Origin of the sequence: Rhodococcus sp. SORGH_AS_0303 (genome assembly GCF_030819335.1) — a bacterium.
Classification (GTDB): Bacteria; Actinomycetota; Actinomycetes; order Mycobacteriales; family Mycobacteriaceae; genus Rhodococcoides.
In genome coordinates this window covers 4,219,651-4,234,595 of sequence record NZ_JAUTBO010000001.1, presented here as the reverse complement: position 1 = coordinate 4,234,595, position 14,945 = coordinate 4,219,651, and the positions used below count along the sequence as shown (strand labels likewise).

The window sequence follows — 14,945 nt, the reverse complement described above, 5'->3', positions numbered from 1 at the left end:
GCCGTCCGGTTTCGCGGAGGCGTCGGGGCCACCCGACTTCGGGATCGAGCCGACGCGCCGCGACTCCGGCGACGACCGCCTAGCGGACCCGGCCGAGCAGAGCGCGACCGGTCGAGATGGTGAGCCCGAGCAGCCCTCGGACACCTGACACCGACAGGGCCGAGGACCACACGGTCTCGGTGGTGTTCGGGGGCACCGGGCGGTCGGCGATGCGATCGGCGAGCCAGTTCAGCGTCGCAGGTGCGGCGATGGGGTGCAGCGACAGGTGCTCGCTGAGCCGGTCGCGCACGTACGTCACGTGGGCGCCGGCGGTGCGGTACCGCTCCACCTGCCCGTCCACGTCGTCGACGGCGATGATGGGGTCGTGCACCGCCTGCATGATGAGGAGCGGGAAGCTCGGTGCGGACTTGCCCGGCTGGATGTCCTGGAAGATCTGCACCAGCTCGGGGGTCGCCATGACGTCGGCGAGCGGGATGTCGGTGTAGCGCTCGAGGTCGTGCATCAGCAGCGTCAGAACGGCGTGCACCGTGGTCTTGCGCTCGAGCGAGGACAGAATGGTCATGCCGGGCTGCGCGACGTGATCGCGGATCGTCCGGTCCAGATCGGGGTAGGTGCGGCGCAGACCCTCGACCACCATGGTGGGCAACGCGGCGAAGATCGTGCCGTTGAGGCGGGAGAACGCCGACGCGGGATCACCGACGGGCGAGCCCAGCGCGGCACCGACGACGTTCAGCTCCGGCGCGTACTCGTCCGCGGCCTCGGCGGCCCACGACGTGGCCAGGCCGCCGCCCGAATACCCCCACAGTGCGACGGGCGCCGAGTCGTCGAGCTCCAGAGGTGCGAAGGACAGGGCGGCGCGGATGCCGTCGAGAGTGCAGTATCCGGGTTCGATCGGTGCACCCCAGCGGCCGTCCATGCCCTCGTGATCCGGCAGGGACAGCGCCCACCCGCGGCGCAGCGCGTACAGGATGATGAGCAGCTCGAACTGGGGCACGGCGCCGTGGGCGTGTGCTCCGTCCCGCAGCGCGTACGACGGGAAGCAGCGGTCCGAGACGGCGTCGATGGCGCACTGGTAGGACAGCAGCGGCCTGCTCCGACCCGGAACCGCGCCGGCCGGCAGCAGGACCGTGGTGACACCCGTGCGCGGTTCGCCGTGCATGTCGGACGACCGGTAGAGCAGCTGCCATGCCGACACGCGCTGGCGGATGGTGCCGAACAGGGCGATCTCGACACGGCGCGACCGCAGCACGGTCCCCAGCTCGGCCTTCTCGAACCCGGCGGGGGAGCGGTAGAACGGGTCCTTGTTCGGCGTCGTCGTCAGCCGCTCGACGGCATCGTCGGAGTCGTTGCTCCGGTCCGCCGCCGTCCCTCGCCCACCCGTGAACGCTGCATCTCGTTCGATGCTCATGTGCGTCTCGCTTCCTGATTCGTCGAGTCACAGTAACCCGACGACGTAGGAGGCGGCCGACGCATGCGCCGGATCAGGTGAGGGAGACCAGCTCGTGGATGTCGTCCTTCGGCAGGCCGTCGGTCGCCACGGCCGTGACCGTGGAGCTGTTCAGCGTGATCGAACCCTTGTGGTTGTCGAGGAACGCGGTGTCGGCCGCATCGCGTCCGGTCGCGATCCGGACCAGCGTCGACCGAGGTGCGAGGCACGTCGCGTCCACGACGTGCCAGGTGTCGTTCACCAGGGCCTCCGCGACGGCGTGGAAGTCCATCGGGTCGCATCCGGGTGCGTAGACGGCGACCAGACGAGCTGGAACGTTCAGCGCGCGCAGCATCGCGACGACCAGGTGCGCGTAATCACGGCACACGCCGGCACCGGCGAGCAGCGTGTCCGCCGCACCGTCGATGGGATCGCTGCTCCCCGGGACGTAGTGCAGTCGACGGCCGACCCAGTCGGAGACCTCCGACAAGAGGACCGCGTCGTCCGACTCGCTGCCGAACTCGGTGGCAGCGAAACCGAAGAACTTGTCGGCCTCCGCGTACCGGCTCGGACGGAGGTAGACCGAGCGATCGAGATCCGTGACGGGGGACGGCTCCGCGTTCCCGGTGACGGTCGCGTCGTAGTAGACCTGCAGGTTGCCCACCGGTGCCTCGAGGACGTGGATCCGGTTGCCGTGGGCTCCGCTGACCTCGCGGGCCTCGACCGTCTTCCCGTCCAGGACGAACGAGAGGGTCTCGGCGACCTGCGCGCCGGGATGCGGGGCCACGGCGATCTGGAACTCCAGGGTGCTGGCGGCCGTGATGTCGACATCGAGGCGTGCGGAGACGACGCGTTCGGTCATGGAGGTGCTCGTTTCCGGGGGGAGAGGGGTGTGCGCGGAGGTGTACCCAGCCTGACCAGGAACGACGCGTGTCGCTGGACACAGTGGGACGACCGCGAGTGTGAAGTGTGGAATGTAGGCCCCGGAATCCGGGTTCTGGGTTCCACCATCGCCCGGCGGCGAGGGGAGACGTGGAGCCGATGACGGGAATCGAACCCGCGTATTCAGCTTGGGAAGCTGATGTTCTGCCATTGAACTACATCGGCCGGTGGTGCTGCCCTGAAGATTAGCAGGGCGCCCGGGTGGCCTCGGCGGGCTCGGTCGATAGTCTCTGTGCGTGCTGCTCTCCGATCGCGACATCAAGGCCGAGGTGGATGCCGGAACGCTCGGCATCGAACCGTTCGACGAGGCGATGGTGCAGCCGTCGAGTGTGGACGTGCGCCTGGACGGGCTGTTCCGGGTGTTCGACAACTCGCGCTATACCCACATCGATCCGAAGCTGCAGCAGGACGAGCTGACCACGTTGGTGGAGCCCGCCGAGGGGGAGCCGTTCGTTCTGCATCCGGGCGAGTTCGTGCTCGGGTCGACGCTCGAGCTGACGACGCTGCCGAACGATCTCGCGGGGCGACTCGAGGGCAAGTCGAGTCTGGGCCGGCTGGGACTTCTCACACACTCGACGGCGGGTTTCATCGATCCGGGCTTCAGCGGACACATCACGCTGGAGCTCTCGAATGTCGCCAATCTGCCCATCACGTTGTGGCCGGGCATGAAGATCGGGCAGCTCTGCTTGTTCCGTCTCTCCAGTCCGGCGATCAATCCTTATGGCAGCTCAGCGCTGGGATCGAAGTATCAGGGACAGCGCGGCCCGACCCCGTCGAAGGCTTATTTGAACTTTCTCCAGTAGACCTACGGTCGGTTTTCGCCGTCGTATACGTTGCTATGCCCGGTTTGACGCTCTACTATCGGTCTGTCCGAAACTCCGACAGCCGATGGTGGTGATCCATGATGCGAACCGAGACGGAAACGTTCGGTGTCTCCATGAGCACCGGGTGCGTGCGCGGAGTCGTGATGGACCCGGAGGGCCGGGTCGTCGAGGTGCGCTCGCTCGCCACCGGATCCGACCATCCTCTGTCCGCGGCCGCTGCGGCAGCGTTCGAGATGGCCGCGGATCTGTGCGTGGGTCCGGACGCGCCGGTGATCGCCGTGGGGGGAGATCCCGAGAGCACCTACGGTCCCGGCGGAGTCCGACTCGTCGCCGAGTGCGACGCGCTGCTGGCCGCCGCACGGATGGAGGGCTGCGTCGACTCGGCTCGCACCCTCGCGATCGTCGACCTCGGTCGGGTCGGCACGCGCGTGCACGTCCTGGACACGCAGACCGGTGACCTGTACTCGAGCGTGGGCATCACGGAACTGTCCGGTGACGCGATCGACGCCGCGGTCGCCGATCACCTGTCCACCACCTTCGGTGCTGCCGAGAAGATGAGCCCCGCGGCCGTGCGCACCCTGGCCCGAGACAGTCTCGCGGCCAAGGAGATGTTGTCCGACGAGCGTGCGGTCGACCTGTCGGGGCCGTTCGTCACCGATTCGGTTCGCCTGCGCCGCACCGACTTCGAACTTCTCATCGCCCAGCCCACCGCGATGCTCGTCGACCTCGTGGACGACGCCGTGGCCCGCGGAGCCGACGCCGTGCTCCTGGTCGGCGGCGGCGCGCACATCCCGTCGGTGCGCCGCGACATCGCCGCTCGCGTCGCGGTCCCCGTCATCACGCCGCGCTGGCCGCAGTTCTTCGCGGCCATGGGCGCCGCACATCTCTCCACCGTCGTGCCCCCCGCCGTGGACGCCATGCCGCTGCCCGTCGTCACCGCACCGCCGGCGGACGACGAGGTCACGGCCGCCTTCACCACGGTGGCGGAGCCGGCTCACACCCCAGCGGCGGAGCCGGTTCCCACCCCGGAACCCGAGGTGGCACCGGAGCCGGAGACCGCTCGACCACCGCTGCCCACGCCGCGCGTCGTCACCGGTGCTCCTCGACGCGCCCGCTCCACGCGGCGACGTCGGTCCCGTGCCGGTGTCGTGGTGGGAACCACGGCGCTCGTCGCCGCGGTCACCCTCGGCGCAGCCGCCGGTGCGTCGGGACGGTCGGAGACCGAGGCCGTGCAGGCGACGGATCGCGTCGTCGTCACGTCGTCCGTCGACGCCACGCCCACTGCCACCACCGTGCCCAGCACTGCCCCGCGCGTCGACGCGGCGCCGGCCTCGCCCTCGGCGGCGTCGTCGAGCGCCACCGCCGCGCCGGCGCCGTCCACGGAGACGCCCGTCGCAGCACCGTCGAGCGTCACCCCGTCGACCTCGATCTCCCAGCGCCCGACGCTCGCCCCGGCACCCTCCACCGCGGTACAGGACGAGCCGGAGGAGACGCCGGCGCCCACCACGACACGGCGGCCGAACTCGAACACCAGCACGACGACGACATCTGCGGCTCCGTCGCCGACGTCCACGACGACTCGGACGACCACGCCCGCGGCAACCAGCGCCCAGCCCACCACGGCGCACTGATCCATCGGGCGGGACCGTACGAGACCACGCATCATCGAGAACGAACAGGCGGACGACGACGACATGCACATCGTGCTGGGAATCTCGGCGACGAGCGACGAGGTGACGGCGGCTCTCGTCGACGTCGAGCTGCCTCGGCTCGGTCCGGTCGACGAGCGCACCATCCCGATGCAGACCGGGTCGCCGGCCGAGGTGGCCGCGGCGGTCGCGACGTCCATCGGTGTCATGCGGCTCCGGGCTGCCCGCGCCGATCTGCTGCTCACCGGTGCCGCCGTCGTCCTCGAGTCGCCGCATCTGCGTGAGCCCGTCGAGTCCGCGCTGCGCGACGGTCACGTTCGCGACGTGGTCGTCGTCGACGCGGTGGACGTCGATCCGTCCCTCGAACCGGCGGTCGCCGTCGCGCTGTGGGCCGACCACGACGCCGGCGACGCGATCACCGGTCCGATCCCGGTGGTGCTGCCCGAGCCGGTCGACGCGTCCTCACGCGAGACGCGCCGGGGATTCGCCGTCGTGGGTGCGGGAGTCGCTGCCGCCGTCCTGGCGGGATCGTTCGCGGTCTGGGCCGTGACGGGACCGCGGGCTCCCGAGGCCGCCGGTGTCGCGGAACCCCTGTCCACGTCGGCCACCGACTCGGCCGAGGCGGGCACCGGTATCGCTCCCAATCCCGCAGCGCCCGCCGGATCGAGCCCCACGGCCGTGCCGGCACCCGTGCCCGGCGGCACCCCGGCCGCGGACGCCCTCACCGGCATCCGCCCCGGTGTCACGCAGCAGAACGGCGCCGCGTCGGTGCCCGCCGCACCCGGTGCCGCGACCACGCGACCGGGAACGTCGTCGGCGGCGCCGTCCAGCGGCGGATCGACGAGTGGCGGATCGACGAGCGGTGGTTCGACGAGCGGTGGTTCGACGAGTGGAGGCTCGACGAGTGGAGGCTCGACGAGCGGTGGTTCGACGAGCGGTGGTTCGACCAGCGGTGGGTCGACCAGCGGAGGCTCCACCGGGGGCGGCGGCGGAACCGGCACGGGTGGTACCGATCCCGGCACCGGTACGGGCGGTGGTTCCGGCGGCGGCGAGACACCCGGATCGACGGGAGGCTCGTCGTCCGAGCCGCCGACGGATTCCGAGCCGCCTACCGAGCCGTCCGAGCCCGACCCGACGCTGGACACGTCCGGTACCGCGTCGGTCGAGTGACGCCCCGGTTCCTAGTGAAACCAACCAAACTTTGCCAATAGCCACTGAGAACCGACCTTTTCCCTGTTCGAGCGCCTAGGCTTCGTCGCGGAACACCAGGAACGGGGCGGGTCATGCGAGCAGTGGTAGGAATTTCCCTCGGAGCGTCGGCGATACGAGCCGCGGTGATGGATCCCATGGGCCGTGCGTTGCTCGGTACCGAGTCCGTCACGGTGGCACGCGGTCGCGATCGACTGGAAGCCGCTGTCGACGTGGTGGATTCGGTCTGTGCGCGCCACGGCGCCGATCGTGAGACCGCCGTGCTGGTGGTTCCGGACGAGCCCCGGTCACGCGTGGGAACCATCTCCCTGTCCGTGCACACCGGCGGATGTGTCCGTCTCGCTTCGGAACTCGGCGCCCAGCTGATGTATCTGAGAATGCGCGGCCTGGTCGAGTCGGGATCCACGATCGCCGTCGTCGACATGGGGAAGAGCGGTACGTCGGTGTCCGTCGTCGACGTGGCCACGGGCTTCGTCAAGGATGCGACGTGGACCGACCGCTACCGGGGCAGCGCCTTCGCGGACAGTGTCCGCGAGCACCTCCTGGCTGCCTACGGCACAGCGGAACCGCTGTCGCCGAACGACTCTCAGCTACTGACCGAGGGCGTCGAGTGGGCGATGGAGATGATCGCCCTGCACCGCGTCGTGCGCGTCGGCGGACCGTTCGTCGGGGGCACTGTGAACGTCTGGCGGACCACGGTGGACCGGCTGATGCTGGACTACGTCACCGAGGCTGCCGACTGGGTGAGCGATGTGGTGCGCCGGGGTGCGCATCGTGTCGACGCCGTGGTGCTGGCCGGCGGACCGGCGAACCTCCCTCTGCTGCGCGGTGTGTTCGCGCGCGAGTGGGGTTCCGCTCTGGTGATGCCGCAGGATCCGCAGTCCATCGCCGCGACGGGGGCTGCCCTCCTCGCCGCACGGCGGTCGGAGTCTCCGTTCAGCGCGCCGCTGCCGGTGGTACCGACGCGGTCTGAACCGGTGCCCGCGGTGACGACGCAGTCGCGGCACGCACTGGTCTGACCGTCAGGCCGCGTTCCACCGCATCCGGACGGTCGTGCCGTCCTCCGAGGAATCCACCGACGCCTCGTGCGCGAGCGCATGAATGAGGGGAAGCCCTCGACCTCGGCGCGGATCGTTGCCGTTGTCGACCCAGGATCCCCGATCGGTCACGTCGATGGTCACCTCGCCGGCCCGCGGAGTACGCACCTCGAGTCCGACGGTGCGCACCACGGTGTCCGCGGAGCGCTCGTAGGCGTGCTCGACGCTGTTGGCCAGTGCCTCGTACGTGGCCAGGGTGATGTCCTGACACAGGTCCTCGTCGAGGCCGCGGTCGCGCAGCCATGCGAGCACCGTCGTACGCACACCGGTCAGCGCCCGCGGCTCGGCGGGGATGTCCTGCAGGATCAGATCGCGGGTCGCGTCACCACGGTCGGTGACCGGCATGTCGTCGGCGACGTCGCTGATCATGGAAGCCCTGTACCCACTGCGCGCGGATTTTGCACATGCATGGTCGAGATCACTCGGTCGAATCGGACCGATCGTTCACCGGACCCAGCCGGCGGCGCAGCGACGCGGGCAGTACGAGGCAGACCGAGACGAACAGGGTGGCCGCCACTGCGCACGCGATGATGCCCGCGGTGGGACCCACCACCAGGTCGAAGATGAGCAGCGGTACGCCGGACATCGCGATGCCCAGCAGGACGAAGCCGGCGAGAGCGAACCGGTTCGCGTGGTCGACGAGCTGACGCAGTGCCCGGCGACGGAACAGGATCCTGTGCAGAGCCACCGGCGCGACGAGCAGGATGGTGGCGGTGACCGATGCTCCGAGCGTCACGAGGTACACGGCCTGCTCGTACGTCTCGAGTTCCGGGAACCGGGCCTGGAACGGGAGGGTGAGCAGGAAGCCGGTGAGCAACTGGATACCGGTCTGCACCACGCGCAGCTCCTGCAGAAGGTTCGACCAGTTGCGATCGAGGCGCTCGGTCTCGGTCTCGTTCCGCTCGCGTGCGTTCCAGTCCGACCCGGCCAGGGGCCCGTCCGCTGTCATTCGGTGATACTACGGCGGAACCTCCGATACCCGGCGTCGTGCCTGTTTGACGGCTTGTACGATGACTCGGCTGTGGAATGGACGAAACCTTTTCCCGCCCGTGACCGATACGGGGCTGGAACAGGTACGAATCACTGACGATCCGGGGGGTCACGGTGTCGGGACACGCCACGTCGGAACCATCCGACGGTGGCCTCGTAGAACGGACACGCCATGCAGAGGAGCGCACTCCGGCGCCAGAGTGAGTCGGCGCGGCACTATGTCGACTTCACGGCCACGGACTCCACGCTGCAGACCCTCACGACTCTCGCGGCGACCACGCTGGGATTCTCCGCCGCGCAGCTCAACATCCTCGACGAGGACGTGCAGTACACCCGTGCTCAGCACGGGGGACCGTTCCCGCACACACTGCCGCGCTCCGTCACCGCCTGTCAGCACGTCGTCGCGTCCGCGGGGCCCGTCGCGGTCTCGAACTCCGGCCTCGACCGGTTCTCGAACGATCCGGTCCGCGCGGCCACCGCTCAGGCTCTGCACGCTCTGTCACTCGGGTCCTACGTCGGGGTTCCGCTACGCGGACGCGAGGGGCTGATCATCGGCACCCTCTGCGTGCTGGACGCCGAGCCGCACCCCGCGAACGAGTACACGGTCACCACTCTCACCGAGTTCGGTCGGGTGGTCGAAACCCATCTCGAGGCGCTGCGTGGTCACGGCCGCTCGAAGAGCGCCGGGTGCGTCCGCGCTGTCGCGGCCGCGATCGAGCGGGGCGAGATCACTCCCTGGTATCAGCCGATCGTGGACGTGTCGTCCGGCGCCGTCACGGCGGTCGAGGCTCTCGCCCGCTGGACGCGTCCGGGCGACGGCACCACTGCGCCCTCGATGGTGAGCCCCGCGGACTTCCTGCCCACCATCGAGGGCAGCGACCTCGAGATCGACGTCGACCACGCGGTGCTCGTCCGCGCGCTCGTCGACTTCGAGCGGTGGATGGCCGTCGCTCACGAGATGGACCTGCACGTCAACCTGTCCGCGCGGCATCTCGCGGCCCCCGACGCGGTGCGCCACCTCATCGAGATCGTCGCCGCGTCCGCGGTGCCGGCGGCGCGCGTGGTCTTCGAACTGACCGAGACCGTGTCGCATGCTCGCCCGGCGCGGGCCCACGAGTTCGTCAGCGCCCTGCAGGCCGTCGGGTTCCGGGTGCTGCTCGACGACATCGGCATCGGCTTCTCGTCGCTCGAACGCCTCGTCGACTTCCCGGTCGACGGATTCAAGATCGACGCGGGCATCGCGCGGACGCTCGGTACAGCCGCGGGCGACTCGTTGGTCCGCGCACTGGCCGGATTCGCGGTCGACACCGGCCGTGCCCTGGTCGTGGAGGGAATCGAAAGCGACCACCAGGTCGCGGCCGCCCGCCATACTGGGTGCACTCGCGTCCAAGGATTTCTCTACTCTCGTGCGGTGCCCGCGCGCGATGTTCGCTCTCTGCTCGATTAGGGGGCGCTCTCGTGGGTACCCCCCATCGTCGCGTCCTCCGGGACGCGTCGGCGGGACGGCCAGGATCGGGGACATCATGCGCAACGCGTACACAGCTCAACTCGAGGGATTGAACGACGATCTGTGCGCTCTCGCGCAGGCGGCGGAGACCGCCATGCGCGACGCCAGCATCGCTCTGCTCGACGGCGACCTGCAGGCTGCGGAGTCCGTCATCGCCCGCGGCGAGGCACTCGGAGAACTCGGTGCCCGCTGCGAGGATCAGGCTGTCACCGTGCTGGCGCTGCAGGCACCCGTCGCGGCGGATCTCCGCCGAGTGTTCTCGGCCGTGCGCATCAGCAGTGACCTCTCACGGATGGTCGGCCTCGCGGTGCACATCGCCGAAGCCGCGCGCCGTCGCTTTCCCGAGCCGATCGTTCCCGATCATCTGATGCCGCAGTTTCGTGAGATGAGCGAATTGTGTCTCGACATGTCCGGTCGAATAGTCGACGCACTGCGTACGAGTGATCTCGGGCGTATCGATTGTCTGAGTTCACAGAACGATCGGGTCGATTCTCTGAAGACAACGGTCGTGGACACCGTGTCGGCGGACGATCACGGGCACGACGTGATGAATGCCGTGGACATCGCACTGCTGGGACGGTATTTCGAGCGCTACGCCGACCAGATCATCGATGTCGCGTCGCGGATCGTCTTCTTCGTGAGCGGCCGCAAACAAATGGCTTGAGGGTCCTCCGAAATCGTGTCGTTCGAACACGCTAAATCTGTGTGAACTCACCGTGTGATTCACCGCACTGTGGTTGTCTGAGCGAGCCTTGCGGGAAGGCAATAAGCTACCGACTGCCCTGGTACACGTATCAGCGGTCGAGTCCCAGGCGGATCCAGTCGAACGGAACGAGGTACACGTGTCTGCTCCCAGCCCGGCGGAGAGCGAGTCGGCCGAGCGCCGCGACGTCGCACTGCCGCGGGCTCGGCGATCGCGGAGGGCGACCTCGCGACGCGACTGGGAGCGCGCGTACATGGACCGGCTCCGGGTGACCGACGTGCTCGTCGTCGTCGCTGCCGTCGCCTGCGCACAGGTGGTGCGCTTCGGTCGGCCGGATCTCGAGGTACCGCGCGCGGCGTTCAACTACACGTTGGTCTCGGTCACCCTCGCGCTGACGTGGATCGCATTCCTCGCGATCTTCCGCACCCGCTCGCCGCGTGTGCTCGGCGGGGGAGCCGAGGAGTACAGGCGTCTGCTGTCCGCCACCTTCCGCCTCTTCGGGCTCGTGGCCATCATCTCGTTGCTCTTCCGCTTCGAACTGGCGCGTGGCTACCTGGCCATCGCACTGCCGGTCGGGCTGATCGGGCTCCTGGTCTCGCGGTGGCTCTTCCGCAAGCACGTGGCTCGCGGACGTCGTCGCGGCGACTATCAGACGTCGGTCGTCATCGTCGGCAGTCACAGCTCGGCCCTCTCCATGGCGCGGTCGTTCAACCGCGACGGGAGTGCCGGATACGCCGTGGTCGGGGTGTGCCTGCCGCGCACCCAGTCGGTCACCGAGGATCAGCTGTCCGTCGACGGTCTCGAGATTCCCGTCCTCGGCAACGAGAACGACGTGCTCGATGCCATCGAGGCCACGGGCGCGGACACCGTCGCCGTCACCGCGACGGACCACATCGGCCACGAGGGCATCCGCCGCATGGTCTGGGATCTCGAGAAGAAGAACGTCGATCTGGTCGTGGCTCCCGGCGTCGTCGACGTCGCCGGCCCGCGCCTGCACATGCGGCCGGTCGCCGGCCTCCCGCTCATCCACGTGGAGAAGCCGCAGTACAACGGTGCGAGCCGCTTCGGGAAGACGGCGTTCGACATGGTGTTCGCCGTGGTCGCCCTCGTCGCCGTGGCCCCGCTGTTCCTTCTCGCCGCCCTTCTCGTCAAGGCCACCAGCAAGGGTCCGGTGTTCTACCGATCCGAGCGCATGGGCCTCGACGGCACACCGTTCCAGATGATCAAGTTCCGCTCGATGGTGCAGGACGCGGACGCTCGGGTGTCGGAGTTGTTGGCGCTCAACGACAGTGAGGGCGGCGTCCTGTTCAAGATGCGCGAGGATCCGCGTGTCACCAAGGTCGGCCGCGTGATGCGGCGGCTGAGCATCGACGAGCTGCCGCAGTTCTTCAACGTGCTGCGCCGCGAGATGTCGATCGTGGGCCCGCGGCCGCCGCTGCGCCGCGAGGTGGAGACCTACGACGGCGACGTGCGCCGCCGGCTGCTGGTCAAACCCGGTCTGACGGGCCTGTGGCAGGTGAGTGGCCGCTCCGACCTGTCCTGGGAGGAATCGGTGCGCCTCGACCTGAGCTACGTCGAGAACTGGTCCATGACAGGTGATCTGCTCATCGTGCTGAAGACCCTCAAGGCCGTCGTCGGCAGCGACGGCGCGTACTGAGTCGACCGCTCATCGGATGGTCGCGAGCACCTCGGCGGCGATCTCGGGCATCGTGGCGGACCGCGACGACGCCGTCGACGCCAGTCGCGCGACCGCGGCAGGTGCCTCGCATCCGTGCCGCACCATCAGTGCACCCACGGCGAGATCGATCGCGGCGCGCGCATAAGATCGATCGCGGCGCGCGCATCGAGGGACAGCCGGATGCGCTCGGTGACCACGGCCCCGAGTCGCTCGAGCAGTACGAGTTCGTCTGCGGCCGCGCGGATGCGTTCGTGCAACGACTGCTCCGGGTCGCTCGTCATGGGTCTCCGTGTTCTCGGTCGTTCGCCTGTTCGCCCGTTCACGAGTGCAACGGTGCGGGAAAACTCTACGCCGGTCGCCCGCGCGGTCCAGACTTGTCGCTACGGTTGACTCGTGGCACACGGGGCATTCCTCGGGTCGCGGACAACGGTGTGGACGTCGATCGACGAGGAGTGAGTGCAGGTCATGACGACGCGATCGGGTGGTGACGACGACGCGCACGCACCGTTGTCCATCACCGACATCGCCGATCTGTGCCGCAGTGTCGTGCAGTTGGTCGAGGTGGACGGCGCCGCCATCACCGTCATGAGCGGCACCACGCGCGAGTTGGTCTACGCCACCGACGCCGTGTCGCAGTACCTCGACGAACTGCAGTTCACCACCGGTCAGGGTCCCTGCGTCGACGCCTTCCACCGTGGCCGGACCGTGTTCGTCGCCGATCTCGACAGCGAGGCGGAGGAGCACTGGCCCGGATTCGCCGCCGACGCGTCGGACGGGGGCGCGGCCGCTCTGTTCGCCTTCCCGCTGCGCGGCGGCAACACCGTGTTCGGCGTGCTCGAGCTGTATCGCGCATCCGTCGGTGAACTCAGCGACGAGTTCGCCGCTGTCGCCCAGCTGACCGCGGACGCGGCAGCCATCAGCCTGCTGGAAGCCTTCGCGCCCGGCCTCGGCGCGGGACAGTCGCTCGGCGACGCCTCGGACGACTCGCCGCTGGGCGACCATCGCACCCGGCCCTACGTCAATCTGGCCGTCGGCATGATCACGGTGCAGATGCGGGTGTCGCCGACCGAGGCGCTCGCCCGGCTGCGCGCCGCGGCGTACTCGGCCCGACGCCCCGTCGACGACATCGCCCGCGAGGTGGTCGAGCGCAAGGTGCGCTTCTCCACCGACGACACCGCGTCGGACTCGACGACGAAAGGACAGCCGTCGTGACTTTCCCGCCCACTTTCGATCCGCCCGGCACCGGCCCCGTCGGTGACACCGACGTGCCGTCGCCCGTCGTCGTCCTCGCCGAGTTGACGGGCCATCTGGCCGCCGGGGTCGACGCCCCCTATCTGCTCCACCTCCTCGCCACCCGCACCCGCGAGGCCCTGCGGGCCGCCGCGGTGTCGGTGGTGTTCGACGGGTCCGGGTCGGTCGACCTCGACCTGGTCGCTGCGGCCTCGACCGGGTTGCTCGACCGATCGCTGTCCGTGGGCGGACCGGTGGCGATGTGCGTGCGCACCGGCGCGGCCGTGCTGCTCGACGATCTGGAGAACGCTCCGGGGCGCTGGCAGGACCACGCCCGCGAGGCGCGTGCGGCCGGCATCGGCGGTATGCGTGCCTACCCGGCTCGGATCGCGAACCGGGCCATCGGCGCCGTCGTGGTCCACACGTCGGGGCCGTGGCGGGCACCGGGTCACGCGGCGGCGTTCGTTCAGGCCGTCGCGGATCTGGCGGCGTTGGCCGTCAGCGTCGACACCGAGGGCGACGTGCGCCTGTCGGTCGAGGCGACGCGTCGACAGCAGGTCCTCGAGGACGCCGCCGTGATCGATCAGGCCATCGGTGTGCTCGCCGAGACCCATGGTCTCGCCATCGGCCCCGCGACCGACCTGCTCGTCACCGACGCCCGCCGCTCACGGACCTCGCTCGCAGATCGGGCGCGTGCGGTGATCGATGCCCTGAGCTGACCGGGCTCGTTCCCGCCACACGGGGCGCACTACTCGGCCGGAGTGACCTGACCCGACGGCACGCGCGTGTGCGCTGTCATCAGCAGCTTGCCGAGTTCGGTGGACAGAGCGTCCGGTGCATCGCCGAGCGAGCCGATGTCGCGGACCAGTTGCTCGGCGAGAGTCCGTACCTTGATGTTCGTGGTCTGCGAGCGCCAGAGCAGCAGGTCGAAGGCTTTGTCGGCCGACACGTTGAGTCCCAGCATCAGGGCGCCCTTGGCCTGTTCGATCGCGGCCCGGGACTCCATCGCGGCGGCGTAGGTCTCGACCTGTCTCGCGGCGTGCTCGGAGTTCTCCGCTCCGGTCAGGGCCGACTGGGCGGCCTGCACGAACACCCGCATCGCCGACTCGTCGACGGAATCGAACCGGTGGCCGGTGTGGCTGTAGAGATTGAGGGCGCCGATGTGGGCACCACCCGCGGTGACGGGCGCGGACAGGAAACTCGCGACGTCGAGGTGATCGATCGCCTTCGCGAACACGGGCCAGCGCTGGGACACGTCGTCGAGATCGGCACGCACCACCTCGTGGGTCAACGTCGATTCGATGCACGGTCCCTGCTCGCTGCGGTACTGGGCCTGGTCCACCTCGAGGACGAACGTCTCGGTGCTCGCGGCGGTCTGCGGCCTGCCGCGGCGGAACACCGTGACGCCCGCTGCGTCGGCGTCGGGAATCGCCGTCACGACACGCGCACAGATCGTGTCGAGCGCGCCGTCGGCCGTGTGGGAGACGGCGAGCGCACTGTCCAGGTCTGTCAGGGCCTCCGCCAACAGGGCCAACGCCCGTCGTCCGTCCGTGGTGTCCGCGCTGTCGGTCATTACCGCATCTCCCGCCTTCGCCGACTCATCACTCGACGACCCGTACGCGGAGTGCGAGACCACCGTACCGCTGTCGGGCTGTCCGGTTATAGTTGCGCGGAAGGCGATACCCCGCCC

16 protein-coding genes and 1 tRNA gene are annotated in these 14,945 nt (G+C 69.2%); 9 read left to right on the top strand and 8 right to left on the bottom strand.

Features of this window, described 5'->3' with window-relative positions; all coding sequences use genetic code 11:
* Window positions 1-79: 79 nt before the first annotated feature.
* From QE449_RS20040 to QE449_RS20030, 3 genes are all read right to left on the bottom strand, one after another.
* Complete coding sequence (locus QE449_RS20040; RefSeq protein ID WP_307109535.1) at window positions 80-1,408, bottom strand: lipase family protein; 1,329 nt, start codon at window positions 1,406-1,408, stop codon at window positions 80-82.
* A 73-nt stretch (window positions 1,409-1,481) separates the two neighbouring features.
* Window positions 1,482-2,288: a transglutaminase family protein gene (locus QE449_RS20035; RefSeq protein WP_027506389.1), complete on the bottom strand. Its 807-nt coding sequence runs from the start codon at window positions 2,286-2,288 to the stop codon at window positions 1,482-1,484.
* A 171-nt stretch (window positions 2,289-2,459) separates the two neighbouring features.
* A tRNA-Gly gene (locus tag QE449_RS20030) sits at window positions 2,460-2,533 on the bottom strand.
* Window positions 2,534-2,604: 71 nt separating this feature from the next.
* Here QE449_RS20030 and dcd point away from each other — a divergent pair.
* The 4 genes from dcd (at window position 2,605) to QE449_RS20010 (ending at window position 7,069) form a co-directional block, all read left to right on the top strand.
* Complete coding sequence (gene dcd / locus QE449_RS20025; protein ID WP_027506388.1) at window positions 2,605-3,171, top strand: dCTP deaminase; 567 nt, start codon at window positions 2,605-2,607, stop codon at window positions 3,169-3,171.
* A gap of 98 nt (window positions 3,172-3,269) precedes the next feature.
* A complete protein-coding gene (locus QE449_RS20020) occupies window positions 3,270-4,823 on the top strand; it encodes an Hsp70 family protein (RefSeq protein WP_307109534.1) in 1,554 nt (517 codons plus the stop codon).
* Between the two features lie 63 nt (window positions 4,824-4,886).
* Window positions 4,887-6,011, top strand: a complete 1,125-nt coding sequence (locus tag QE449_RS20015; RefSeq protein WP_307109533.1) for a hypothetical protein — start codon at window positions 4,887-4,889, stop codon at window positions 6,009-6,011.
* 167 nt (window positions 6,012-6,178) lie between these two features.
* On the top strand, window positions 6,179-7,069 hold the full coding sequence (locus QE449_RS20010; protein ID WP_056443767.1) for an Hsp70 family protein: 891 nt from the start codon (window positions 6,179-6,181) through the stop codon (window positions 7,067-7,069).
* A gap of 3 nt (window positions 7,070-7,072) precedes the next feature.
* On the opposite strand, the gene QE449_RS20005 is transcribed toward QE449_RS20010, so the two are convergent.
* Together QE449_RS20005 and QE449_RS20000 are read right to left on the bottom strand one after the other, a co-directional pair.
* Window positions 7,073-7,516 (bottom strand): ATP-binding protein, encoded by a 444-nt coding sequence (locus tag QE449_RS20005; RefSeq protein ID WP_307109532.1) that lies wholly within the window; start codon window positions 7,514-7,516, stop codon window positions 7,073-7,075.
* Window positions 7,517-7,565: 49 nt separating this feature from the next.
* Complete coding sequence (locus QE449_RS20000) at window positions 7,566-8,096, bottom strand: DUF6328 family protein (protein ID WP_307109531.1); 531 nt, start codon at window positions 8,094-8,096, stop codon at window positions 7,566-7,568.
* A gap of 213 nt (window positions 8,097-8,309) precedes the next feature.
* Between QE449_RS20000 and QE449_RS19995 the strand changes: the two genes are divergently transcribed.
* The 3 genes from QE449_RS19995 to QE449_RS19985 all read left to right on the top strand — a co-directional run bounded on the left by QE449_RS19995 (window position 8,310) and on the right by QE449_RS19985 (window position 12,004).
* Window positions 8,310-9,584 carry an EAL domain-containing protein gene (locus QE449_RS19995; RefSeq protein WP_307109530.1) on the top strand — a complete coding sequence of 425 codons (1,275 nt, stop codon included), beginning with the start codon at window positions 8,310-8,312 and terminating at the stop codon, window positions 9,582-9,584.
* A 76-nt stretch (window positions 9,585-9,660) separates the two neighbouring features.
* Window positions 9,661-10,308 (top strand): PhoU domain-containing protein, encoded by a 648-nt coding sequence (locus QE449_RS19990; RefSeq protein ID WP_027506381.1) that lies wholly within the window; start codon window positions 9,661-9,663, stop codon window positions 10,306-10,308.
* A 292-nt stretch (window positions 10,309-10,600) separates the two neighbouring features.
* Entirely contained in the window at window positions 10,601-12,004 is a 1,404-nt protein-coding gene (locus QE449_RS19985) for a sugar transferase (RefSeq protein ID WP_037186361.1), read from the top strand.
* 9 nt (window positions 12,005-12,013) lie between these two features.
* On the opposite strand, the gene QE449_RS19980 is transcribed toward QE449_RS19985, so the two are convergent.
* Window positions 12,014-12,130 carry a hypothetical protein gene (locus QE449_RS19980; protein WP_307109529.1) on the bottom strand — a complete coding sequence of 39 codons (117 nt, stop codon included), beginning with the start codon at window positions 12,128-12,130 and terminating at the stop codon, window positions 12,014-12,016.
* Window positions 12,130-12,306, bottom strand: coding sequence for a hypothetical protein (locus QE449_RS19975; RefSeq protein WP_285187380.1), 177 nt, complete (start codon window positions 12,304-12,306; stop codon window positions 12,130-12,132). The genes QE449_RS19980 and QE449_RS19975 overlap by 1 nt, the downstream gene beginning before the upstream one ends.
* Window positions 12,307-12,490: 184 nt before the next feature.
* Here QE449_RS19975 and QE449_RS19970 point away from each other — a divergent pair, with 184 nt between their 5' ends.
* The gene (locus tag QE449_RS19970) at window positions 12,491-13,237 is read left to right on the top strand and encodes a GAF domain-containing protein (protein ID WP_056443790.1); all 747 of its coding nucleotides are present in this window, start codon (window positions 12,491-12,493) and stop codon (window positions 13,235-13,237) included.
* Window positions 13,234-13,974, top strand: coding sequence for an ANTAR domain-containing protein (locus tag QE449_RS19965; protein ID WP_307109528.1), 741 nt, complete (start codon window positions 13,234-13,236; stop codon window positions 13,972-13,974). The genes QE449_RS19970 and QE449_RS19965 overlap by 4 nt, the downstream gene beginning before the upstream one ends.
* 29 nt (window positions 13,975-14,003) lie before the next feature.
* On the opposite strand, the gene QE449_RS19960 is transcribed toward QE449_RS19965, so the two are convergent.
* On the bottom strand, window positions 14,004-14,828 hold the full coding sequence (locus QE449_RS19960; protein WP_307109527.1) for a GAF and ANTAR domain-containing protein: 825 nt from the start codon (window positions 14,826-14,828) through the stop codon (window positions 14,004-14,006).
* Between the last annotated feature and the right edge of the window lie 117 nt (window positions 14,829-14,945).